The organism is Variovorax sp. 01T432 (genome assembly GCF_056398605.1).
This window is the reverse complement of the sequence record NZ_JBFTPS010000010.1, coordinates 68638-89797: the sequence shown is the minus strand read 5'-3', so window position 1 is coordinate 89797 and position 21160 is coordinate 68638. Positions and strand designations below refer to the sequence as shown.

Sequence of the window (21160 nt, the reverse complement as noted above, 5' to 3'; positions counted from 1 at the left end):
GCGATCGCGTCGGGAATCTCGACTTGACCGCCGGCAACCAGCCGCGGACTGACCCGAGCTTGCCCGGCCTCTCCGATCTGGCGGCGGCTGTGGCCTTGCTGGCCGAGCTCGACAAGGACGTCGCGCCCGCTCTTTTCGGCAACATCCTCCCGAACACCGCGTTGGGCGGGGCTCGACCGAAGCTCACGATCGCGCACGCCGGGCACCAGTGGATTGGCAAGTTCCCATCGCGCGAGGATCCTGTAGGAGCCCCGAAGACACGCGTTGAATGCGCGATGCTGTCGCTGGCGCGCGCATGCGGCATCGAGGCCGTGGACTCGACTGTGGTGACGGTCGATGACCAGGACATCCTGCTCGTGAAGCGATTCGATCGAACCGCCGCGAGGAGCGTCGGAGGCCACGAGGGCGGGTGGTTCCGCGATGCGTACCTAAGTGCACGTACGCTGTTCCACGCGAAGCCGGAGCTCCAGACCTACTCGTTCGCTGCCTCATATCCACGCGTCGCGACGGAGTTTGGGACCTGGAGCGCCTGGCCCGCGGCCGACCGCGCCCAGCTGTTTCGCCGCATGGTGTTCAACTGCCTCACATCGAACACCGACGACCACGATCGCAATCATGGCGTCGTTACGGACGATGTCACCGGCGGCTACCGGCTCGCGCCGGCGTTCGACCTGGTTCCCCGCGTTCACCGCACTGCTCGCCGGGAGCAGGCGATGGACGTAGGCGAAGAGGGGGCTGTCGGTTCGCTTGAGAACGTCCTGTCTGCTTGCCGGGCGTTTGGACTGACCCGCGGCGCAGCCGCCGTGATCGCTGATGAGACTGCGTCGTCGGTGCGCAGACTGTGGCGAGAGCGCTTCGCAGCAAACGGCCTGTCCGAAGAGGTGATGGAACGGTACGCAGGGTGCTTCGGCGCCTGGTCGGCTGAACGACCAGCAGATGCCCCTGCACTCGGGGACTCGGACGGACGCGTCCCCCCGATCGGTTGAGGTGGTATCGAGCGATCTTGATTGCTGCTGCACTGCCGTCTGCAAGCACAGAAATGCGAGATCGCAACATTTCATTCACATAGCGCGTCTCGCGATTCCGTAGATATCTTGAATCGGCAACAAGTGCCGATTCGAGATGAACCAAACTGCTACGCAACCAGCGCCGACAAGCTCCTCAATCGAGGAGCGCATTGCCACGATCGAGGAATTCCACCCGTTGGCCGCTGAGGCGATGCGGGTCATCGACGGCGTCATGGACTCGGGCTCGCCGGTCGTGATGGGGTGGAGCTCTGGGAAGGACAGCTCGGTCCTTGTGAGCTTGGTGTTCACCGTGGCCGTTGCTCGCGGGCAGATCGGCCTGCCAGTCCCGCCAATGCTCGTCGTTCACACGGACACGGGTGTCGAATCCCCAGCAGTGCGATTGCTGGCTGACGGTGAGCTGGCGAAGATGCGTGTCTTTGCTGACATCAATGGCTTGCCGCTGCAAATCCGGGTTGGCCGGCCAACCCTCTACACGTCGTGGCCGGTGCGAGTGATTGGCGGCCGCGCGCTGCCTTCCTTTCCCACCGGGAAAGCCGATTGCTCGATGGACTGGAAGGTAAATACTGGCAATCGGCTGATGGACGAAGTGTTCGCCGCGCTGCGCAAGGACCGTGCTGCCGCCCAACCGGTGGTGATGACCGGCGTGCGTCTGGACGAATCCGCGACCCGCGGAGCGAACATTCGCGCGCGCGGTGAGAGCGCAACGGAGATCTGGACGAATGCGAAGGGTCGTCTGGGGTTGAGTCCGATCATTCACTGGCCGGCAGATGAGGTCTTCTCATATCTGGGGTACGCATCTGCGGGCACGATCGAAACGTATTCCGACTTCTCGGAGACCTTGCAGTTCTATCGGGACGCCGGCGGCTCATCGTGCTCCGTAGTGGGCAACATGCGCATTGAGGAGGCAGCCGCAAAGCAGAAGGGTGGATGTGGGGCAAGATCGGGTTGCTGGACGTGCGTGAGGGTCGGAAAAGACCAGAGCGCAGAGACGATGATCGAATCTGATCCGGAACGATACGGGTTCATGCGGGGCCTGAATCGGTTGCGGAACTACATTGCGAACACACAGTACGACTGGGACGCGCGCAACTACCTCGGTCGGACGATCGACGCGGACGGCAACGTTGCCGTCGGGGCCGATGTCTACTCTCCAACAATGCTTGAGCGCCTCCTGCGTTACACACTCACCGCACAAGCTCGGGAACAAGCCGCGGCGCGCCAGCTCGGCATCAAGCCCCGCTTCACGATCATGGGGTTTCGCGAGCTCGTCGCGATTGATGCCCAATGGTCGATGTACGGAATTCACCAGCCGTTCCACGCGCTCAAGATCTTCTTCGAGGTGATGGATGGCAAGCTCAGCGATGCTCCGATCACCGGCCCGTTGCCGCGCACGCCGGTCCCCAAGTACGGGAAGATCCATGTCGGCGGCGCGTGGGAAGAAGACCGACGCACAGGAGATCCAAAGCGCGACCGGATGTTGTCCGGCGGCATCCGCTCGCATGCGCATGAGATGTTCTCGGAGTCGTGCGGCTTCGAGGCGAAGCGACTGCCCAACGGTGATTCCACGACCGCCTGGGACACCGAGGACTCGTTCGACGTCGACGAAGAAGGCGCCGCAGACTTTGTCATGCTCATGGGCGAGGAGTACATCGCGCGCTACCACAACGAGGAAGCCGACCGTACCCAGGCGCTCAGCACCTACTTGAGCATGGGCATCGTGGCGCCGGCCCACGCGAGCATCGGGCGTTGGCATGCCATTGCCCAGCGCACGCAGTGGATGCAGCGCCAGGGGCTCGTGGGTGAGGTGCAGCGCGACCGGTTGCTGGGGATTCTTGAAGAGCAGCGCAGTCGGGGTTTCGTGCTATCGGATCCGTCACCGACTCATGCGCAAGCGGCGCTCTTCGAGGAGGGCGACCTTGTCGACCTGGTCGGCGAAGTGGCCGAGGTGTACGAAGAGGAGGTGTACGAAGAGGAGGTGTACGAAGATGAGGAGGACGAAGAGGGGCGCGCGCCGGCGCCGATGGGTTGATTGACGGCGCACGACAGCCTCGGATGCGGCGGAGCGCAGCGACGGCCGACCCGTGAAGTTTTCGAGGTCCTGTCCTTACAAATCGGGCGTCGGGCCTGTACCTTGATCTGAGATGAATTCAGACCACGATGAAATGATCGCCGCCATCAAGTACAGGATCCGCAAACTCTTCCAAATCCGGGTGCATCGTCCCGAGAGCATCTTTGGCGTCCAAGTCGGCCATAAGTGTCGCCTGGTGCCTCGTGCTCCGGCCGTTCGCCTCGCCCGTCGATTGCGCCGGTCGGGGCTCACCGTGACCATCGATCCCATCGTCGTCAAGCTCAACCGGGAGCAGGTGTCCTATCTCGACAATCGTTACCCGCTGTCGATGTGAGCGCGATGACCGCAAACCAAACAACGCAGCGGATGCTGCACCAATGGTTCACGCCCGCCTGCGCCGCGGAAGGCATTGTCGAGGAGGCGTTCGGCTGGCTCCAGCCCGGGCATCGCGTGGTCGAGCCTTCGTGCGGCGACGGAGCGTTCCTGTGCGCTCTGCCCGGCTCGTTGGAGGTGGTGGGCGTTGAGATCGATCCCATTCAGGCTGAACGCGCTCGTCGCGTGTCCGGGCGTCAGGTGATCGTCGGCGATTTTCTGGAGGTCCCCGCGCGGGACCTGGGCCGCGTGCAGGCCATCATTGGAAACCCCCCGTTCCAGTCCGATACCGTCGCGGCGTTCCTGCGCAAGTCTCACGAGATCCTCGAGGACGGCGGCCAAGCCGGCTTCATCCTGCCCGCGTACATCATGCAGACAAGTAGCCGCGTGGAGCAGCTGCAGTCGTTGTTCAGCATCAAACAGGCACTGATCCCCAGGAATCTATTCCCTGGGCTGTCCCTGCCGCTGTGCTTCGCTACCTTCACGAAGGAGCGCGAACGCCGGTTCTTCGGCTTCATGCTGTATCGCGAAGCGCAGGAGATCGCCGCGATCGATCGACGCTGGAAGCATGCCGTGTCCACGGGCCGTGACAGCCGCGGCGTCTGGTTTCCAGTCGTGCGGGAGATTCTGCGGACACTGGGTGGCGCAGCCGACCTCGAGCAGATCTACGACGCGATTCAAGCGATGCGACCGACGACCAATCCGCACTGGCGCGCCGAGGTGCGCCAGGTGCTCCAGCGGCACGGCAGCGCGTTCGAGCGGACCGCACCCGGCCAATACCAACTACGCGAAGCTGTCGCCGCGTGAACAAAGTCCACGACATGAACCGAGAAACACAAGCCCAGAAGCGCCTTCAGGCCGAGGTAGACATGTTCAATTCGAAGGTGCCCTTGGGCGGCACGGTCGACTACTTCTTCTGCGAGGGCGCGCCCCGCGAGCGGCTCAAGACGCGCACCGAGGCCCAGATCCTAAGCGGTCACACTGCCGTCGTTTGGCTCCAGGGCAAGGCCGGCTGTGTCTGCATGAGTCATTGCATTCCCGTCGAATCCGGGCCGCCCGCCGGAGCGGACCAATGACGCTGTTCAGCCCCCTCGCGCCACCGCGGGAACGCGCTCATACTGTCGGGCATGGACCATCCCTCGAACGATCCGAGACCCGCTAGCGGCGACTGGCGCTCGGACGCCCTGGCAGCTGTCGCCCATCTGCAGGGCGAAGGTGTCCCGGCCGGCGTAGCAGCGGCCCTTCGCGTTCTTGCGGCCGCGCTGGCCGCGCCGGGGGACGCGCCCCAGGCGGCCTGGCCGGCGCTCCCGGAAAAGGCGCAAGTGCACGGTACCGTGTTTGAACCGGGGACGTCGACCAGGGATGTCGTCGAAGAGGCCATTCGGTACTACCGGTTCGAGCAGCAGCCGCCCCGTGTGGCGAGCCGGGCGAGTGTTCTCGACCGGTTCGGGGCCCAGGTGGGCGCGTTGGTGGCTCCGAAGCCTGAGGACTGAAGCCGACGTCGACGTGGTGACGGCCGCCAATGCGCTTGGCAACTATGGCGCGGCGGCCAGGAAATTCTCGACCGAGGTGGCTAGCGCCACCGGCGTCTCGTTCATCGGATAGTGGCCGGCGTTGCGCATGATTTCGAGCGCGGCATTGGGGAGCCACTTGAGATAGGTGGCGCGCATGACATCGGCCGTGAGTGAGGGATCGTGCTCCCCGACGATCACCTTGATCGGTACTTGGGCGCCCGCGATCTGCGTGGAGAAGTCACCCTTGGCCCATGCCTGCAGATAGGCGGCGAAGGCTTCGGGCGCGGAGTGGTCGAGGGAATGCTGGACCATGTTCGAGACCCAGTGCTCGGACAACCTTGCACCGGTCGAATGGGAGATGATCCCGTGTCGCGCTCCGCGGTTCGCCGCCGCGCTGGAGAACAGCTCCCAAGTGGCGGCATCGAAAGGCACGCCGCTGGCCGGCACCGGGGTCACGGCGACCAGCCTGCGCACACGCCGCGGCGCGACCGCCAATACGCGCAGGCTGGCCTTACCTCCCATCGAGTGGCCCAGCACGTCGAAGCGCTCCCAGCCCAGCGCGTCGGCCGTCGCGAGCGCATCCTGTGCGATTTCGTCCATGGAGAAGGTGCCCCGCTCCTCGACGCGGGCGCCATAGCCTCGGTAGTCCATGAATGCGTAGGTAAAGCGTGAGGTGTCGACCAGATCGGCGAACGGGCCCCACGCGGCGGCGCTTCCGAACCAGCCATGCAGCACGAGAACGCGGATCGGGCCTTCGCCCACGACGACGGGCTTCATCACGATCTGTCTCCTCGGATTCATCACGGACGCCGGGCGAGGCTATCGGAGGCAGAGTTTCGATCGGCGGCCTCCACCTGAAGCACCATCTTGCCGACATTGTCTCCCGATTCCAGGTATCGATGCGCGCTGGCTGCGTCGCGCAGTGCGAAGACCCGGTTCACGACCGGCATGATCCTGCCCGGCGCCAGCATCGGCCAGAGCGTGCGTTCGAGCTCGCGCGCAATCCGGGCCTTCTGCTCCAGGGTGCGATGACGCAAGGTCGTTCCGGTGATGTAGGCCCGCTTCATCATCACGAGCCCAATGTCGACTGTCAGCTCGCGCCCCATCGGATGTGCGATGTAGACGATGCGCCCATCGCGGGCGACGATCTCCAGGTTCCTCGCGAAGTAAGGGGCCCCCACCATGTCGAGAATGACATCGACGCCCTGTTCATCCGCATGGCGGCTGATCTCCTGCACGAAGTCTGTTTCGCGATAATTGATTGCGAGTTCGGCACCGAGGCCGCGGCATACCTGGCATTTTTCTTCGCTGCCCGCGGTCGCGAAAACTCGCGCGCCGGCGTGGCGCGCCCATTGGATGGCGAGGGAGCCGACGCCGCTGGTGCCGCCATGGACCAGAAGTCGTTCGCCGGCCTGCAGCCGCCCATGCTCGAACAACGCGCTCCAGCAGGTGACCGCCGCCTCCGGCAGTGCGGCGGCACTCAGCATGTCCATGCCCTCCGGCATCCTCATGCACTGTCCGGCCGGAGCCGCGACATATTCGGCGTAGCCCCCGCCAATGAGCAGCGCGCAGACCGGGTCGCCCACCTTCCAGCCGGACACCGTATCGCCGAGCGCCGCGACGATGCCGGAGACCTCCAGCCCAGGCACGGTCGGGGCGCCTGGCGGCATGGGATAGACACCCGCGCGCTGCATCAAGTCGGGTCTGTTCACCCCGGCCGCATGCACTCGAATCAGCAGTTCGCCGCTGGTCGGCGTCGGGATGGGCCGCTCGATAGCCGCGAGTACCTCGGGGCCTCCGTGGCGGGGAACGTCGATGACGATCATTTCATGTCTCCTGGGTCAATCGATGTGGAGGCCCGCATCGCGCGCGGCCCTGGCATAGGTGGCGTAGTCCTTGCGAATGACCTCCCGCATCTGCTCTGGCGTCTCGTCCGTCACTTCGAAGCCTGCGACGGCGAGCCGTTGCCTGAGTTCGCCGCTGGCCAGGACCGCCTTGACCTCGCCGCTCAGTTGCGAGGCAAGCGGAAGGGGCATCGCCGCGGGTGCAAAGATGGCGACCCAGCCTTCGACGGACAAGCCCGGAACGACGCTTGTCGCCGTCGGCACACGAGGGAACTGGGGGAGCTCCTGCTCGCTCGCGACGGCGATGACCTTGAGCTTTCCGGACTGAACGTGCGGCAGCACGTTCGCGACCACATCGAACATGAAGCTGACGCGACCGCTCATGATGTCGGGCAAGGCGCCGACGGAGCCCTTGTAGGGAACGTGCGTGACGTCGATGCCCGCCATAGTGCTGAGCATCTGGCCGGCCAGGTGGGAGGCCGACCCGTTGCCATACGAGGCGAAGCTGTACTTTCGGGGATGCGCCTTCGCAAGTGCGATGAGTTGGGGAAGCGACTGGATGCCGCTCTCCGACGATGTCACGATCACGAAGCGGGCGACCGCGAGCTGCGCGATCGGCTGCAGGTCCTTCAGCGGATCGAAGTTCAGCTTGTAGACGCTCGGATTGATCGCGATGGTCGCGGGCACGCCGACCAGCAGCGTGTATCCATCCGGCTGCGACTTGATCGCCTCCCGCGTCGCGAGGACGCCGTTCGCCCCGGGCCTGTTCTCGACGAGAACAGGTTGCTTGAACCGCTCGCTCAAGGGCGCCGCGACCGCGCGCGTGATCAGATCGATGCCGCCGCCCGCGGAATAGGGCACCAGGAAACGAATGGGCTTGTTCGGATAGGGCTGGGCCTGTGCGGTCGCGGCGAGCCCGATGCCCAGCAAGGCAGTCATCGCGAAACGCTGCCATCTTGTCTTGAATGTCATCTTGTCTTATATGGACGCCTCCCGTGTGGCAAGCGAGTTCTTGAAGTTCTGACTCGGCGGTAATGACTGCGGTCTTATATCCGGCCTGTTTGTGCAGATCGGACCGAAGCCCGCTCGCTGGCCTTGATGGTCATGCGCGGGGCCGGTGCTCATCTCCATTGACGGGCTGCGCACGAGGCTTGCCCTAGACAAGATTCAGCTTTACCCGACCCGCGGTCCGACCGCTCCACCATCACTTCATCGACTCGACTCACGCACTCTTTGCGGCATCCACTCCTATAGGTTGTTGTCTCAGGTTGTTGATCTAAGCCGCCTGCGCTCGTGCGCCGCAGCCACTGGACGGAGTGCTCTTCCACTCCGATCGGTACGCCCGCCCGTGCGCCAGGAGCGCCCAGGCCGTGCGAGCCATCTTGTTGGCCAACGCCACCACCGCCACGTTCAGCGGGCGGCGTCGCAGCAATTCTTCGAGCCACGTGGGCATGACCTTGGCGTGCGCAATCACGGCGCGCGCACCGTGGATGAGCAAGGTCCGCAGGTAAGGGTCACCACGCTTACTCAAGTGGCCCACGCGCGTCTTGCCGCCCGTTCCACTATGCGCAGGAACCAGTCCCAGGCTGGCCGCGAACTCGCGCCCAGAGCGCCAGCCGCTCGCATCTCCCAGCGTGGCGGCCAGCGCCGTCGCACCAAGCACGCCGATACCGGGCACTTCGCGCAGCGTGCGCGCCGTGCCCATCTGGCGTTGCTGCTCGGCGATCCCGGCTTCGAGCTGATCGATGCTGCGCTCGACCCCCTTGAGTGTTTCGAGCTGCAGGTCGACCAGCTCGCGCATCAGCGGCGGCAGTTGATCGTCGATCTCGGCCCGCTTGACTCCCATCGCCTTCAGTCCAGCCTTCTTGCCACCTGGCAGCACGACACCGAACTCGTACAACAAGCCTCGCAGCATGTTGATCGTGGCCGTGCGCACGCTCACCCAATGCGAACGCGCCCGATGCAGCGACATCACCGCTTGTTGCTCGACGGTCTTGACCGGTGCCCGACGAATGTCCGATTGCTGCGCCGCCAGCCAGATCGCTCGCGCATCGGCCGCGTCGTCCTTGTTGCTGCGCACAAACGCGCGCACCTGTCGCGCCGGGATCAACTCCACCTGATGTCCGAGACCACCCAGCACGCGAGCCCAGTGGTGCGCACTGCCGCACGCCTCCATCGCTACGCGTGCCGGCTGCCGCTGTGCGAAGAACTCGCCCAGCTTGGCCCGACCGAGCTTCTTACGCCCGATCTCGCCTGTCTCGCCATCAACCCAATGAAGTTGCATCACGTTCTTTGCAATGTCCAAGCCATACGTCGTACGATTCATCTCGGGGCCTCCGTCTGTTAAGTGGGTCGTTCCGAAGAACTTCCACTTTGGCACTCGATGCCGTCGACTGCGAGGCCCCCCTTCATCACCTGCATCGCCACCGTTCGCAATCGATCAGCGGGGGGAGGCGTCCATACCATCTCCTTGGTTGGGTTCGGAGTCCTCGCCTACAGATGGTCGACGAGCCAGTCGCACAGGAGGCTCAAAGCCGGTTCCGGTCGATCGAGCTGGACGTGCGCCGCTCCGCCTTCCGCGTGAGTGAAGACGCGCAGGGTCTTGTCTTTCGACGCGATCGAGTCGAAGAGAAGCTGCGCATCGGACAGCGGTGTTTGCCTGTCGTCCTCGCCGTGCACCACCAGGATGTCGCAGGTGATATCCCGCGCGGCTTCTCGAAGGTGAAAGGGTTCGAGTCGGCGCAGCGCGTCGTCGAAGTCGGCGGCGCCGAGGATGTTGAGAATGTGGTCCCCCGTCGTTCCCATGGCGGCCTTGGTGTCCAGGGACACCGGCCGTCCCGGCATGGCCTTGAATCGCCGCGCCCACACGCCGTGGTAGTCGTAGACGGCCCCCCATGCCACGCAAGCCTTGAAGCGCTTCTCGTAGGCCGCGGCGCGTGGCGCGTAATAGCCGCCCATGCTGGCCGCGACGATGCCCAGGCGCGTCGCATCGACGTCGGGCCTGCGCTGCAGGCAGTCGACCGCCGCGGCCGCCGCCACCTCCGAGTCGTGGCGCGCCTTGAAGCCCGACAGCCGAAGCGTGGCTCCCTGGCCGGGGTGATCGATCGCGAGTGTGGAGATGCCGCGCTGTGCCAGCGCGAAGGCCACGTACACCATCTCCTCCTTGGTGCCGTCGAGGCCGTCGGACAGGACGACGGTCGGGCGCGGTCCCGGGCCCTTGCCTCGGACGAAATAGGCATAGAGGGTCTCGGATTCGAAGGGGATGTCGACGATCTCGATGACAGGATCGAATCTCGCGGCACCCGCCGCGAAGCTCGAGAGATGACTCGCGTAGAGCGGAGCAGCACGGGCATCGTCGGGCCGGAGGAAGGCCTCGGCCCACTGGTAGTAGAGCGCCGCGCGCATGTAGTGCTCTCGCGCCGTGACTTCGCGGCCCGCTTCGGCGGCTTCGCGAGCGATGCCCTCTACTTGCGTGGCGAGCTTCAGCCATGCGCGGTGCCAGTCTTCGTTCCCCGTCGTCGCGCCTTCGCTGACCGCCGCGCGCAGCGGGCTGCAGGCCCAGTCGATCTCACCGAACAGCGCGCCGCTCGCAAGGGCCCGATTCACGCCAAGCGACCACATGTAGTTGCCGGGAAAGTAATGAAACATGAATATTCCTTTTGGATGGTTTTCGACGGACGTGGTTGTGCCCTCGGCGGCGGCGCCGCTGAGCATGGAACGAAAAGAAGATCGGACGGGGAAGCGCTAGCGCTTCCGATAGCCGGAGTTCGACCCGAAGACCTCGTCGCGACGCGACCAGTCGTGGGTTTGGTTCCAGAGGCCGAGGACGCGTGGCGCCTCCTCCTCGAAGGCCCTCAGGCGATCGGCGTCGCAGGTCCGTGCCGTGAGCTCGAGCCTGTGCCCCGACGGATCGAAGAAGTAGATCGACAGGATGAAATCGTCGTGGTTGGTGGGGCCCACGACGCTCTTGCCCATTCGTTGAAGCATCTCCTTGGCGGAGAGCAGCGCGTCGACGCTCTCCACTTCGAACGCGAAATGCTGGATCCAGTCCGGTGAGTCGAGGTCCTTCATGTTGCCCGCGTCGTTTGGACACTCGAAGAAGGCGATGGAACTTCCGTCTTCCATCTCGAAGAAGATGTGGACGTGGGGGCTGTACATGCCGGTCGATGGAACGTGGTCCTCGCCCATGGCATGCGAGAACCTGAGTCCGAGCACGTCTCTATAGAAGGCCGTCGTTTCCGCCGCGTCCTTGCAGCGGTAGGCCGCGTGATGAAGTTTTTTGCACAGCATGCGTGTTCCTTGAGGTCAGGGGGCGCGAGGCTCCGGGTTTTCGGTCAGGCCTGCGCGATCGTCTGCTGGATCGCACCGAATACGGATCGCCCGTCGGCATCCATGATCTCGATGCGCACCACGTCCCCGAAGCGAAGCCATGGCGTCTTCGCGGAGCCGGTTTGCAGCTCTTCTTCCGCTCGCAGTTCCGCGACGCAGGCGTATCCGGTTGCGCGGTCGAGGTTCGACACCGCGCCTGCGCCGATGATGGTCCCAGCACTGAGCGACCGGGTGCGCGCGGCGTGCGAAATCAACTGCGGATAGGAGAAGAACATGTCGCTGCCGGTGTTGGCGTTGCCCATCCTTCGGCCGTTGATCGAAGAGACGATGGGCAGGCTCAGCTTGCTGCCGTCCCACGCGTCCCGAAGCTCCTCGGGCGTCACCGCGACCGGCGAGAACGCGCTTGTCGGTTTCGCCTGCACGAAGCCGAATCCCTTCGGCAGTTCGGTCCGCGTCAAGTTGCGCAAGGTGTAGTCATTGAGCAGCATGAGGAGCTTGATGTGGGAAGCCGCGTCGCGCACAGACACTCCCATCGGCACGTCGTCGACGACGACGGCGACCTCGGCTTCGTAGTCGATTCCAAGATCTTCGCTGGGCAGCCGCATCGGATCCATGGGGCCGTCGAAGCGGTCCGACAGGCCCTGGTACATGAGGGGGTCCACCTTGTAGTTGGGAGGCATCTCCGCGCCGCGCGCCTTGCGGGCTCGTTCCATGTGGTGCAGATAGACGGACCCGTCGAGGAACTGATAGGCGCGCGGGAAGGGACTTGCCAGCCGTTCCAGCGCGAGGGGAAAGGCGTCCGAGCGATGCCCCGCCAGCAGCGACGCATGGACTTCCTGGAGTCGAGGTTCGACCGCTTGCCAGTTCTCGATGGCGAGCTGCATCGTCGCGGCGATTTCGGGAACCTCCACCGCGCGGGTGAGCTCGGCATCGACGACGACGAGTCGACCGTCACGGTGATCGGATTTCAGGCTTGCAAGTTTCATCTCGATGGCTTGATGCGCGTTTCGTTGCCGTGAATTATTCGGTCAGCAAGCACCGCAAGGCCGGCTTGTCCATCCAATGGAAATCAACTGGGGGCGCTGTCAATCTCCTGAATGAAAGTACATACTCGCCGGCATCCAAGGTTCGCTGTCTCCGGACAGTCCAGCGCAGCTTCCATCAGATGGACACTCCAGATCGACCCCGAGAAATTGCCGAAGGGCCGCTGCAGCGCGGTACGGCCCTTCTTCGCCTGTTGGCGGCCGCCGGTCCGCGCGGACTGCCGCTGTCTCAGCTTTCGGCGAAGACGACGCTCGCGCACTCGACCGTCCATCGCCTGCTGGCGCATCTGATTCATGAGCGGCTGGTGATCCAGATCGAAGAGAATCGCAGCTATGCGCTAGGGCCGCTGGCATTCGAGCTCGGCCTCGCCGCAGCGCAGAGATTCGATCTTCGTGGCGCATTCCGTCCGACGATCGAGAGGCTCGCCGCGGAAGCGGCCGACACGGCCTACGTACACATACGCAGCGGATTCGAAGCCGTCTGTCTCGACATGGTCGAGGGACCTTCGGCCATTAGGGTGGTTCCGCTGCGCATCGGCAGTCGCCGGCCGCTGGGCCTCGGGGCCGGAGGGCTGGCGATACTCGCGCCGCTGGAAGAGGTCGAACGCGAAGACATTCTTGCCCAGGTCGTGCCGTACATCGTAAAGGAATGGAAGTTCCCGGAAGACGCTCTTCGCGCCTCGATCGAAGATGCGCGGCGCAACGGATTCGCCTTGATCCGCAATCGCGTCACACCAGGCGTGACCGCGATGGGTGTGGCCTACAGCGACAGCATGGGGCGAATTTCCGGCGCGGTCACCCTCGCGGCCATCAACGAGCGGATGACGAAAACACGTGTGACGGTCGTGCACCGGCTTCTGAAGCACGCCGCAAAGGAGATGGAGCAGGCGTTGAGAACGGGGCGGACCTTCTTGCGCTCCTGACGACGCCCAGAGCCAACGATGCCGCGTTGGTTCGCATCCTCAACTCCGGCGTTCTTCACCGCCCGGCGGCCGGCCGACGCGCCTGCCATTTCCTCGCTTGGCGGCGCGCATCGCGCCAGTGGCAGGGTGCGGTTTGCGCACACGCGCGGGGTAGCCCGAGCAGGTAGCCGGGTGGATCTCATCGGGTGACGAGCGCCGACCGTAGGGGCCCTGCTTGGCATCCGGGTGGGAAGCTTGCCGAGGAACCGATGAATGCGACGCACTCGCTACAGCCAGGCGAATCGCGCGTCATCAACCTAGCGCGATTCACACTTCAACCTGTATCGTTGCGGGAAAGGTAGCGCACGCAATGTACTCAGCATACAAACATAATTCTTTCGGACTAATGTCTCGGGCGCTTTCCGCTGCGTTACTGGCGGGCGGGCTCTGTGCGATTTCACTCCCTGCTTCGGCGTGGAGCCTCGGAACGCTTTCCGAGCACGCCGTCTCCGCTGGCGTTGCAAGACATTTTCGAAGCGCGTACGGTGATCACGTCGCCGCTCCCTTCGCCTTGCCCGACGGCAGAGACTTCAGCGCCTGCACGAACCTGTTCCCTCAACAGGCGCCGTTGAATGTTGCCTCGGTCAACCCCGAGTGGAAGCCGATCGCTCTCTGCTCCAACCACTTCGCGGTTCTGTACTCGAGCCTGAGCAAGACGCCCCTGGTAGTTGTTGAACGCCTGAGCTCGGCAAAGATGGCGCAGGCGCTCGAGGAAAAGCGGACCGACGAGTTCTTTCCCGACCCGCGCCTGCCGCATGGCGCGCGCGCTGAGCTGGAGGATTTCCGGGGCAGCGGGCTCGATCGCGGGCACCTGTCACCCGCTGGGGACCAGCCAGATCAGCAGTCGATGGCACAGTCCTTTGCGCTGTCGAACATGGTCCCCCAAGACCCGACCAATAACCGGAAGATCTGGGCGAAGGTGGAGAAGGATGTCCGCAAGTTCGTGCGGCGCGCGCAAGGCGACGTGTTCGTCTTCTCGGGTCCGATCTTCGATGGCGAGCGACGCACGATCGGCGCGAATCGGGTGTGGGTACCGTCGCGCCTCTTCAAGTTGGTCTACGACGAGGCATCGGGTCGTTCCTGGGCCTACATCCTTGACAACACCGCGACCGCCCGCATCGAAGCTCCAATGGACTATGCGGCTTTCGTCAAGGCGACCGGATGGTCGCTGCTCGACCGCGCAGTCCCCGCGCAGGCGCGACAGGTCCGTCGGAACAGTGGCCTGTGATAGCGCACACCTGTCACTGGCCCGGCTGCCGGAAGCATGTTCCGCCCGCACGCTGGGGTTGCTCGTCGCACTGGTTCACTTTGCCCAAGGAGATTCGGGACCGTATTTAGGCGGCCTATGTGCCTGGCCAGGAAACGAGCAAGACCCCGAGCGACACGTACCTGGCCGCGGCGCGCGATGCGCACGTGTTCGCGCGCGACCATGCACTCAATATGCGAATGCCGGAGCCCCCCCGCGCAGGCCGCCCTGTTCTGAAGCCCCGAACCAACCTTCCTCACTACCGAGGAGTCCCGTATGCCCCCGCGTATCGCGCTCGAAGTCCTGCTCGCCGTCCTGATCGTGATCTTCGTCTTGTTCAGCCATGCCGTGATCGGCAACAGGCAGCGCGAGCTTGCAGCGAGCCTTGCCGACGCCAAGTACTTCACGTGCCATCCGTCGGCGGTAGGAGCGGTCGCAGCCTGGCTAGAGTGCATGGATCGATCGCCCGCCGGCGAGAGCGCTTCCGAGCGATGCGTGCAGACTCCGACCGTCGCTCAATGGATCGAGGCGCGCGAGGCCGAGTTCCGGGGTCTTTCGCGCTCGTGGCCACTATCGGCAATCGATCGCCATTGGCCTACGCCCGCGTGGAAGTAGTCCGAGAAGCCGCGAGCACGTGGCTACGCTCGCCTTGACCAAACAAAGCCTCAGTGAAGGACGCAGACTTGAGCACGAACGTCGAATTGGACTTTCCAGCCGGAAAGTGGTGCCTCTACCTCCTCGAATGCAAAGGCGGCGTGATGTACGCAGGAATCACGAACCGCCTTGCGGAGCGCTTCGCGGCGCACCGGGCTGGTAAGGGAGCCAAGTTCACGCGGGCCAATCCTCCGCTCCGTATCCTTGGTGCCAGGTCGTATGCTGATCGATCTGCAGCATCCAAGGCCGAGTACGCGATCAAGAGGTTCCGGCGGTCCGGCAAACTCGCCTTTCTCGGCACGGTGCGCGCGTGAGAGGAGTGAGAGGCGGTTTGATGCTGACGGCTGCGGGCGGGGCGGCGCTTGTCTTCGCGGTTGGAGTCCAGGCGTACCGTGCGAACGTACGAGAGGCGCAGGCTGAAGCTCAGCGTGCGGCGCTGCGCCAAGCGCAGGTCGCCGTCGCCCTGAACACCGCTCTGCACGCAGCAGATCTGGTGGTTCAGCTGAAGGGTGGCTCGAATCGCGCGATACGTTCCGCCGACGTGCTTTTGCAGAACGAAGAGCCGGGCGCGCCCGTGTCCTGGACCGTGATTGCGGGCAGCGCCGACGGCCTGCTCTTTCGGGAGCGTTTCACGCTGGGGCCAGGCGGCCGGCTGGCGCCGGCAGGACTGGCGCAAGAGGTCTCGCAGCAGGTCGTTCTTGCGTTGATGCGCGGCGACGGCGCGGGCGACGCAGATGCTGCTGAAGCTGAGCCGCTGATCCAAGCCGCCGTCGCGGGCAAGACGGTTGAGGTTCAAGACGAGGCGCTGTTTGGGCGACCAGAGCGGATTCGGTAGGATGGCGTCATGCCCATCCTGGTTGGTACGGCCTCATGGACCGACCCGACGCTGATCGCCTGCGGTCGCTTCTACCCCAAGGAAGCGACAAGCGCTGAGGCGCGGCTGCGCTTCTACGCCACCCAGTTCCCGCTCGTGGAGGTCGACTCCAGCTATTACGGGATCCCGTCGGCGAGTACCGCGCAGCTCTGGGTAGAGCGAACGCCCGACTCGTTCACGATGAATGTGAAGGCGTTTCGCCTCTTCACCGGACACCAGACGCAGCTCGATGTCCTGCACAAGGACATTCAGCAGGCCCTGGCGGACGGCGGCGGCGTACCCCCTGGCAAGGCGCTCTACTACAAGAAGCTGCCCGTCGAGATCGTTGCCGAGCTGTGGCGCAGGTACGTCGAAGCGCTGGCGCCCCTGAAGAACGCGGGTCGGCTCGGCCTGGTGCACTTTCAGTTCGCGCCGTGGCTGCTGCGCAATCGAGAAGGCCACGATCATGTGCAGAGCTGCATTGAGCGGATGGCCGGCCATACCGTCAGCGTTGAATTTCGCAACAAGACTTGGTTCCAGCCGGAGCATCGGGCGGGGACGCTGCGCTTTCTCCAGCAGCTTGGTGCGGTTCACACCATCGTGGACGAGCCGCAGGGCTTCGTCAATAGCGTGCCGGCCATCTGGGAGACAACCCACCCCGATTACGCGCTGGTGCGCCTGCACGGGCGCAATGCGGCCACATGGAACGTGAAGGGTGCGACGGCGGCCTCAGACCGATTCAACTACGACTACCCGGACGCAGAAATCAACGCGCTGGCCAGCCAGGTCGCGCAGCTCGCAAAGTCGGTTGGCCGCACCCACGTCATCTTCAACAACAACATGGAGGACCAGGCGCAGCGCAATGGGCGAACGATGATGCGGGCGCTGGCCCTCGCTGGGGAGGCGGTCAGCGGTCGTTCGGAAGAAGGGCGGTCGAATCCGCCTTCGTCTCATCGAAGCGTCACGGAGTGACATTGCTCGCGGGAGCGGGCCTGGGTTAGGTTTGCGCGCGATGCGCGGAAGAATTCAGTGTTCGAATGGCGAGGGGCCACCGGCCAGCACGTAGACGGCGCATACCAGGCCGACGACGGCCGCGACGATCGTCCAGAGGTAGGCCTCGGTAATCCGGTCGCCGATGGTGTCGAGGTCTGTTCGAAAGAAGCCCATGACGGAGCGGCGAAAGCCGAGCGATAGTGCAAGCGCCAGCCCGGCGGCGACAGCCGTCTTGGAGGAATCGGCTGACCTGGTGATACCGGCCAGGGAGAACGTCCATAGCCACCCGGCGGTGATGAGCAAGACCTCCGTGCGCGTCTTGATGGTTCAGAGCGACATGGTTACCTCATCCTGTGCACCGTCGACTCGACGGCCTGGGTGCGCTTACGCGCGGGCTTGATCGGCGCCTGATCGGCTTGTTCGACTTTGGCCTTTGGCTTTCGGGGCTTGGTCGGGTGGAATGTGATCTTCTCGCCTGCGGGGATGTGGTCAATCTCCCCTGTGCGTGGGTTGTGTCGCCGGCGCGCGGCGTACTCGGTGCGCTTGAACGTTCCGATCCCCTGCACCCAGCATTCGCCATTGACCATCGCGCTGCTGACGACGCGGTTCATGAGGTTGAAGAAGAACGAAACGCTGAACTCGGGCGAGATGTTGAGCAGCTCGGCCTCCTTCCGGACGACGGCATTCGCGCTGTAGCGTGAGCGCCGCTTGCGAGGGGTCGGCGCCGTCATTGGAGGTGTTCCTCATAGAGCGACGACGCGAGTTGGTGCGCCAGCTTGCGGGTGCCAGTTGCGCCCTCCCGCTGCTTCGCCACGATGAGTTCGGTGATGCCTGGCTCGGGGGTCTCAGGGTTGTAGACCTCGTCGCGGTACAGGAACATGATCACGTCCGCGTCCTGCTCGATCTGACCTGATTCCTTCAAGTCGGACATCATGGGGCGTTTGTTCGCGCGCTGCTCCACTGTACGGCTGAGCTGGGCGAGGGAGATCACGGGGCACTTCAGTTCCCGGGCGAGCTGCTTGAGGCCCTTCGAGGCGTCGCCAACGACCACGCGCGGATCGGCGCCGGGCTTGGCCGCAGCTCCGGCGGAGATAAGTTGCAAGTAGTCGACGCCGATGATGAGCTTGCGCCCCGAGTTCTGTGCGAGGAAGAGACGTGAACGTGTGCGGATCTCGGCCAAAGACAGGCCGGGCGACTCGTCGATAAAGATCGTCTGGTTGCCGAGGCTATGGGCAGCGTCGTAGATGCCATCCAGCCGTTCGCCCAACTGCTCGGCGCTCGTGAAGACCTCTCCTGGAATGCGGCCGGCGCGCGAGATCATCCGCTTGGCCATCGAGGTGCCACGCATCTCCATGGAAAAGAGCAGGGCGGCGCGGCCGGCGTCTGCGGCAGCCAGCATGAAGTTGACTTCCATCGCGGTCTTGCCCATGGATGGCCGCGCAGCGAGGACAACCAAGTCCTCGTCGACGAAGCCGCCTCCCAGCAGCGCATCCACGCTCGGGAAGCCGGTGGTGACAGCGGACTCCACCTCGTGTCCCTCGAGGCGCCGTTCGATCTGCTCCAGCAGGACGGAGATGAAGCCTGCCAAGTGCTCGGGGCCAGATCGCGACGCCTTCGATGCCGTGCGCGCGTTGGCGACGGAGTCTTCAAGTACGGTCATGAGCGCCTCGACGCTCGTCTGGCCCTCAGATGCCGTCTTCACGAACTGTGTCGCCGATTCGACAAGCGTCCGGGTGACGCTCAGCTGCTTGATGCGCGTGGCCGCTGCCTGGATCGCTTCCACGCCCGCGGTGAGGTAGGTCGGATTCGTCGCAAGGTTGATCAGATAGTCCTCCCCGCCGGTGAAGAGGTTGTGCGTGCGCGAAGCGTCGACCAACGCGACCAGATCCCGAGGGTGCCCGGCCTGACCCAAGGTCTGCCAGAGGCGAAAGAGATTCGCGTGGATCTCTTGGCCGAAGTCCAGTGGGCCCAGGATCGCCGCGATCTGGCCAGACAGGGCATCGCGGCCTTCTTGTAGCAGAGAGGAAAGGACGGTGCGTTCGCTGATCTGCGAAATGAGCGGGTTGTTTGCGACGGACGCTGCGACCGACGCTTCATTGGCCGCACGACTGGCGGCAGGGGGGCTCTGCGCGGGTGGAAAGGCAAGGGGTGCGTTGGTAGTTGCTGTCATCGAAAGTTTTTTTCATCGAATATCTGAAACAGAAACCTAAGTTTCTATTTAGTCGGAACGTTGACCTTACGGATCGCGTTTCGTGTTGATATTCTGGAGAGAACAAGCAACGACAGTCAATGCAAAACAGAAAATCCGTTCGCCTATGCACGCAATCGACTAACATCGCGGACGAAAAAAGATGGTCAACACATTAATCACCGTAACTATGGACTGTCGTTGGATGACGGAGTCCACCTGGTTTCACTCGGACGACCCTTCGGTGGTTCGCGCAGGAGTGCTTCTTCTTGAGGCCGCTTCGCGATCCAGCCGGCCGGCAACGCTCCCGGCTGACCCCCTCATCCTCTCGCGTTTGAGCGGCTTGAGCGCAAATGTTTGGGCCGTCAAGGGGCACGAAGTGCTTCAAGGCTTCGATGAGGTCGAGGACGGCGCATGGCGACACCGAGCGATGGGCGAGTTGTTCGATGCGGTCAATGAGCGATTTGGTACTCAGCTCGGGGAGTTGGCGGCGTCGTCAGTCTTGGCGGGGCAGGCAGTGGACGAATTCCCATTGGTCGGCGAGATCAAACCGCAAGGCCGAAGCAAGGGAAAGCGTGCTCTGGACAAGGATTTCCGGTTCAGTGAAGCCCTCCTCAAGAACGCAGAGGACGCGGGCTATATCTTGGACGAGCACAAAGCCTGGTTGTTGGAGAAGTTCAAGGACTTTGCGACCGCAAGCAAGCGCCTGTACTCGAACTGGGACGCGACGGCCCGCAATTTCTTCTCAAGTTCGATTACGCAGCGCGACTTCTTGGCACGGTTCGGTTACTGGCCTCGTGACAGCCGTGCCCGCCTCACGCCTGTCCTGGGGGCGCCGGCGCCGGCGCGTTCCGGACCGCAGTCGTTCGAATCGGCCGCGTTGAATGGGAGCCAGTCCTCGGTGAGCCGCGTGCTTGCCAAGCGGTTCGGTGCCCAGAGCGATGTTCAGGACGCGGAGGTGAAGCAGGCGGCGCGGCCCGCGCCTGGCGGCTTCACTCCTCGTGGGTTCGGCTTTAGCCGAGGTGCTGGCGCCCCTGGAGCTGCAGCATGAGCGGACCTCAAGAGAGCAAGACCGCCGAGGAAGAGATCGCCGGCGTCCTCGAGACAGCTGTGCAGGCTTGCGCCGCCTGCCGCCACGAACTCAATGACCTTGAGGTCACGGCCTGGCTTGCCGCCATCGAGGCCTTCGGATCGGCCGCGACCACGAAATTCCTGTTGAACTGGGTCTCGACCAATAGCAGGAAGGCACCAACTGTCGCGGATCTGCGCAAGGCGCTCGATCCCACGTTTGTTGAGGAAGAGACCGCGCTGGAGCGCCTCTATCTGTTGGTGTCCCGTGTCGGGCCGTACGAAGCGCCGAAGCAGGAGCTGGCCGGTCCGATGCTCTGCAGAGCCATCGAGAACATGGGTGGATGGGCCCGCATCAACGAGATCATGCCGGACCGCGGCGACCGGTTCGCGTGGAGCTCTTTCGCCGAGCGGTTCGCGACCGCCTTCGGAACGGCGCGGACCCAGGAGTTTCAGGAGTCCCTGTCGCCCCCCAGCCAGCGCCCCTCATTGCCGGCTCCCAGGGGCCTGCACGAGATTTCGAAGAGGGTCGCGCATTCCGACGCCGATCTGTTGCTGACTGACGGCGCCGGGCCTCGAGGCTGAAGAAGTGGACGCCAGGACGCTGAACCCTATGGGCTCGGACGCGCTCGCGCTGGCCGGCGTGATCGCGCCGAAGATGACCGGCACGCTCACCAGCATCGCCGTGTGGATCGCCATCGTGGCCGCGGCCATCTCGATCGCTCTTCTATGCGCCGTCGTTTGGGCGGTGCAGATGGACTACGAAGTCGTGGCCGTGACCCCCGGCGGTGCCTTGGTCCCACTGCACCAACTCGACAAGAGCAACGAGCAAGCGCTCCGCGCCCTTCTCGCTGCTAACACGTCCGCAGCCCAGGCCCAGGGGCGCCCGGAGGGTACCGGCGCCTCGGTTGCCGCGGCGGCAAGCCCGAACCGGGCAAACAAAGCATCCGACCCCAACAGAACGACGCCCAAGAGGGCGACTGACGAATGAGCGCAAC

The 21160-nt window shown here is 64.1% G+C and carries 25 protein-coding genes; 15 read left to right on the top strand and 10 right to left on the bottom strand.

Annotation, left to right across the window (positions count from 1 at the left end; all coding sequences use genetic code 11):
• The first annotated feature begins 23 nt into the window (after nt 1–23).
• The 6 genes from AC1DNF_RS10680 to AC1DNF_RS10655 all read left to right on the top strand — a co-directional run bounded on the left by AC1DNF_RS10680 (nt 24) and on the right by AC1DNF_RS10655 (nt 4961).
• Nucleotides 24–986, top strand: a complete 963-nt coding sequence (locus AC1DNF_RS10680; RefSeq protein WP_478148555.1) for a type II toxin-antitoxin system HipA family toxin — start codon at nt 24–26, stop codon at nt 984–986.
• Nucleotides 987–1122: 136 nt separating this feature from the next.
• Nucleotides 1123–3057 (top strand): adenine nucleotide alpha hydrolase family protein, encoded by a 1935-nt coding sequence (locus AC1DNF_RS10675; RefSeq protein ID WP_478148554.1) that lies wholly within the window; start codon nt 1123–1125, stop codon nt 3055–3057.
• A 112-nt stretch (nt 3058–3169) separates the two neighbouring features.
• Nucleotides 3170–3430 (top strand): hypothetical protein, encoded by a 261-nt coding sequence (locus AC1DNF_RS10670; RefSeq protein WP_478148553.1) that lies wholly within the window; start codon nt 3170–3172, stop codon nt 3428–3430.
• Nucleotides 3427–4275 carry a DNA methyltransferase family protein gene (locus AC1DNF_RS10665; protein WP_478148552.1) on the top strand — a complete coding sequence of 283 codons (849 nt, stop codon included), beginning with the start codon at nt 3427–3429 and terminating at the stop codon, nt 4273–4275. The genes AC1DNF_RS10670 and AC1DNF_RS10665 overlap by 4 nt, the downstream gene beginning before the upstream one ends.
• 14 nt (nt 4276–4289) lie before the next feature.
• A complete protein-coding gene (locus AC1DNF_RS10660) occupies nt 4290–4544 on the top strand; it encodes a hypothetical protein (protein WP_478148551.1) in 255 nt (84 codons plus the stop codon).
• A 51-nt stretch (nt 4545–4595) separates the two neighbouring features.
• Nucleotides 4596–4961, top strand: a complete 366-nt coding sequence (locus AC1DNF_RS10655; protein ID WP_478148550.1) for a hypothetical protein — start codon at nt 4596–4598, stop codon at nt 4959–4961.
• A gap of 42 nt (nt 4962–5003) precedes the next feature.
• On the opposite strand, the gene AC1DNF_RS10650 is transcribed toward AC1DNF_RS10655, so the two are convergent.
• The 7 genes from AC1DNF_RS10650 to AC1DNF_RS10620 all read right to left on the bottom strand — a co-directional run bounded on the left by AC1DNF_RS10650 (nt 5004) and on the right by AC1DNF_RS10620 (nt 12141).
• The gene (locus AC1DNF_RS10650; RefSeq protein WP_478148622.1) at nt 5004–5759 is read right to left on the bottom strand and encodes an alpha/beta fold hydrolase; all 756 of its coding nucleotides are present in this window, start codon (nt 5757–5759) and stop codon (nt 5004–5006) included.
• Nucleotides 5760–5782: 23 nt separating this feature from the next.
• Nucleotides 5783–6808 carry an NAD(P)H-quinone oxidoreductase gene (locus AC1DNF_RS10645; RefSeq protein ID WP_478148549.1) on the bottom strand — a complete coding sequence of 342 codons (1026 nt, stop codon included), beginning with the start codon at nt 6806–6808 and terminating at the stop codon, nt 5783–5785.
• 15 nt (nt 6809–6823) lie between these two features.
• Nucleotides 6824–7798 (bottom strand): Bug family tripartite tricarboxylate transporter substrate binding protein, encoded by a 975-nt coding sequence (locus AC1DNF_RS10640; protein WP_478148548.1) that lies wholly within the window; start codon nt 7796–7798, stop codon nt 6824–6826.
• A gap of 304 nt (nt 7799–8102) precedes the next feature.
• On the bottom strand, nt 8103–9152 hold the full coding sequence (locus tag AC1DNF_RS10635; protein WP_478148547.1) for an IS110 family RNA-guided transposase: 1050 nt from the start codon (nt 9150–9152) through the stop codon (nt 8103–8105).
• A 167-nt stretch (nt 9153–9319) separates the two neighbouring features.
• Entirely contained in the window at nt 9320–10474 is a 1155-nt protein-coding gene (locus tag AC1DNF_RS10630) for an alpha/beta hydrolase family protein (protein ID WP_478148546.1), read from the bottom strand.
• Between the two features lie 96 nt (nt 10475–10570).
• Nucleotides 10571–11116 carry a VOC family protein gene (locus tag AC1DNF_RS10625; RefSeq protein ID WP_478148545.1) on the bottom strand — a complete coding sequence of 182 codons (546 nt, stop codon included), beginning with the start codon at nt 11114–11116 and terminating at the stop codon, nt 10571–10573.
• 44 nt (nt 11117–11160) lie between these two features.
• The gene (locus AC1DNF_RS10620) at nt 11161–12141 is read right to left on the bottom strand and encodes a fumarylacetoacetate hydrolase family protein (protein ID WP_478148544.1); all 981 of its coding nucleotides are present in this window, start codon (nt 12139–12141) and stop codon (nt 11161–11163) included.
• On the opposite strand from AC1DNF_RS10620, the gene AC1DNF_RS10615 reads away from it, so the two are divergent.
• The 6 genes from AC1DNF_RS10615 (at nt 12129) to AC1DNF_RS10590 (ending at nt 16885) form a co-directional block, all read left to right on the top strand.
• Nucleotides 12129–13121, top strand: a complete 993-nt coding sequence (locus AC1DNF_RS10615) for an IclR family transcriptional regulator (protein ID WP_478148543.1) — start codon at nt 12129–12131, stop codon at nt 13119–13121. The two genes, AC1DNF_RS10620 and AC1DNF_RS10615, sit on opposite strands and share 13 nt — an antisense overlap.
• A 349-nt stretch (nt 13122–13470) precedes the next feature.
• A complete protein-coding gene (locus AC1DNF_RS10610) occupies nt 13471–14388 on the top strand; it encodes a DNA/RNA non-specific endonuclease (protein ID WP_478148542.1) in 918 nt (305 codons plus the stop codon).
• 294 nt (nt 14389–14682) lie between these two features.
• Nucleotides 14683–15021 carry a hypothetical protein gene (locus AC1DNF_RS10605; protein WP_478148541.1) on the top strand — a complete coding sequence of 113 codons (339 nt, stop codon included), beginning with the start codon at nt 14683–14685 and terminating at the stop codon, nt 15019–15021.
• A 68-nt stretch (nt 15022–15089) separates the two neighbouring features.
• Nucleotides 15090–15374 (top strand): GIY-YIG nuclease family protein, encoded by a 285-nt coding sequence (locus tag AC1DNF_RS10600; protein ID WP_478148540.1) that lies wholly within the window; start codon nt 15090–15092, stop codon nt 15372–15374.
• Nucleotides 15375–15394: 20 nt separating this feature from the next.
• A complete protein-coding gene (locus tag AC1DNF_RS10595) occupies nt 15395–15895 on the top strand; it encodes a hypothetical protein (protein ID WP_478148539.1) in 501 nt (166 codons plus the stop codon).
• Between the two features lie 9 nt (nt 15896–15904).
• Nucleotides 15905–16885, top strand: coding sequence for a DUF72 domain-containing protein (locus AC1DNF_RS10590; RefSeq protein WP_478148538.1), 981 nt, complete (start codon nt 15905–15907; stop codon nt 16883–16885).
• Nucleotides 16886–16939: 54 nt separating this feature from the next.
• Here the strand turns inward: AC1DNF_RS10590 and AC1DNF_RS10585 are convergent, their stop codons facing one another.
• From AC1DNF_RS10585 to AC1DNF_RS10575, 3 genes are read right to left on the bottom strand one after another with little or no spacing between them, the layout of a single operon-like run.
• Nucleotides 16940–17209: a hypothetical protein gene (locus AC1DNF_RS10585; RefSeq protein ID WP_478148537.1), complete on the bottom strand. Its 270-nt coding sequence runs from the start codon at nt 17207–17209 to the stop codon at nt 16940–16942.
• A 38-nt stretch (nt 17210–17247) separates the two neighbouring features.
• Nucleotides 17248–17637, bottom strand: coding sequence for an HU family DNA-binding protein (locus AC1DNF_RS10580; protein ID WP_478148536.1), 390 nt, complete (start codon nt 17635–17637; stop codon nt 17248–17250).
• Nucleotides 17634–19076 (bottom strand): replicative DNA helicase, encoded by a 1443-nt coding sequence (locus AC1DNF_RS10575; RefSeq protein WP_478148535.1) that lies wholly within the window; start codon nt 19074–19076, stop codon nt 17634–17636. The genes AC1DNF_RS10580 and AC1DNF_RS10575 overlap by 4 nt, the downstream gene beginning before the upstream one ends.
• Nucleotides 19077–19299: 223 nt before the next feature.
• Here AC1DNF_RS10575 and AC1DNF_RS10570 point away from each other — a divergent pair, with 223 nt between their 5' ends.
• Genes AC1DNF_RS10570 through AC1DNF_RS10560 form a run of 3 tightly spaced genes read left to right on the top strand, consistent with a single transcriptional unit; the run spans nt 19300 to nt 21153 of the window.
• Nucleotides 19300–20145 (top strand): hypothetical protein, encoded by an 846-nt coding sequence (locus tag AC1DNF_RS10570; RefSeq protein WP_478148534.1) that lies wholly within the window; start codon nt 19300–19302, stop codon nt 20143–20145.
• Nucleotides 20142–20747: a hypothetical protein gene (locus tag AC1DNF_RS10565; protein WP_478148533.1), complete on the top strand. Its 606-nt coding sequence runs from the start codon at nt 20142–20144 to the stop codon at nt 20745–20747. Before AC1DNF_RS10570 ends, AC1DNF_RS10565 begins: the two co-directional genes overlap by 4 nt.
• A gap of 4 nt (nt 20748–20751) precedes the next feature.
• Nucleotides 20752–21153 (top strand): hypothetical protein, encoded by a 402-nt coding sequence (locus tag AC1DNF_RS10560; RefSeq protein WP_478148532.1) that lies wholly within the window; start codon nt 20752–20754, stop codon nt 21151–21153.
• Nucleotides 21154–21160: the final 7 nt, after the last annotated feature.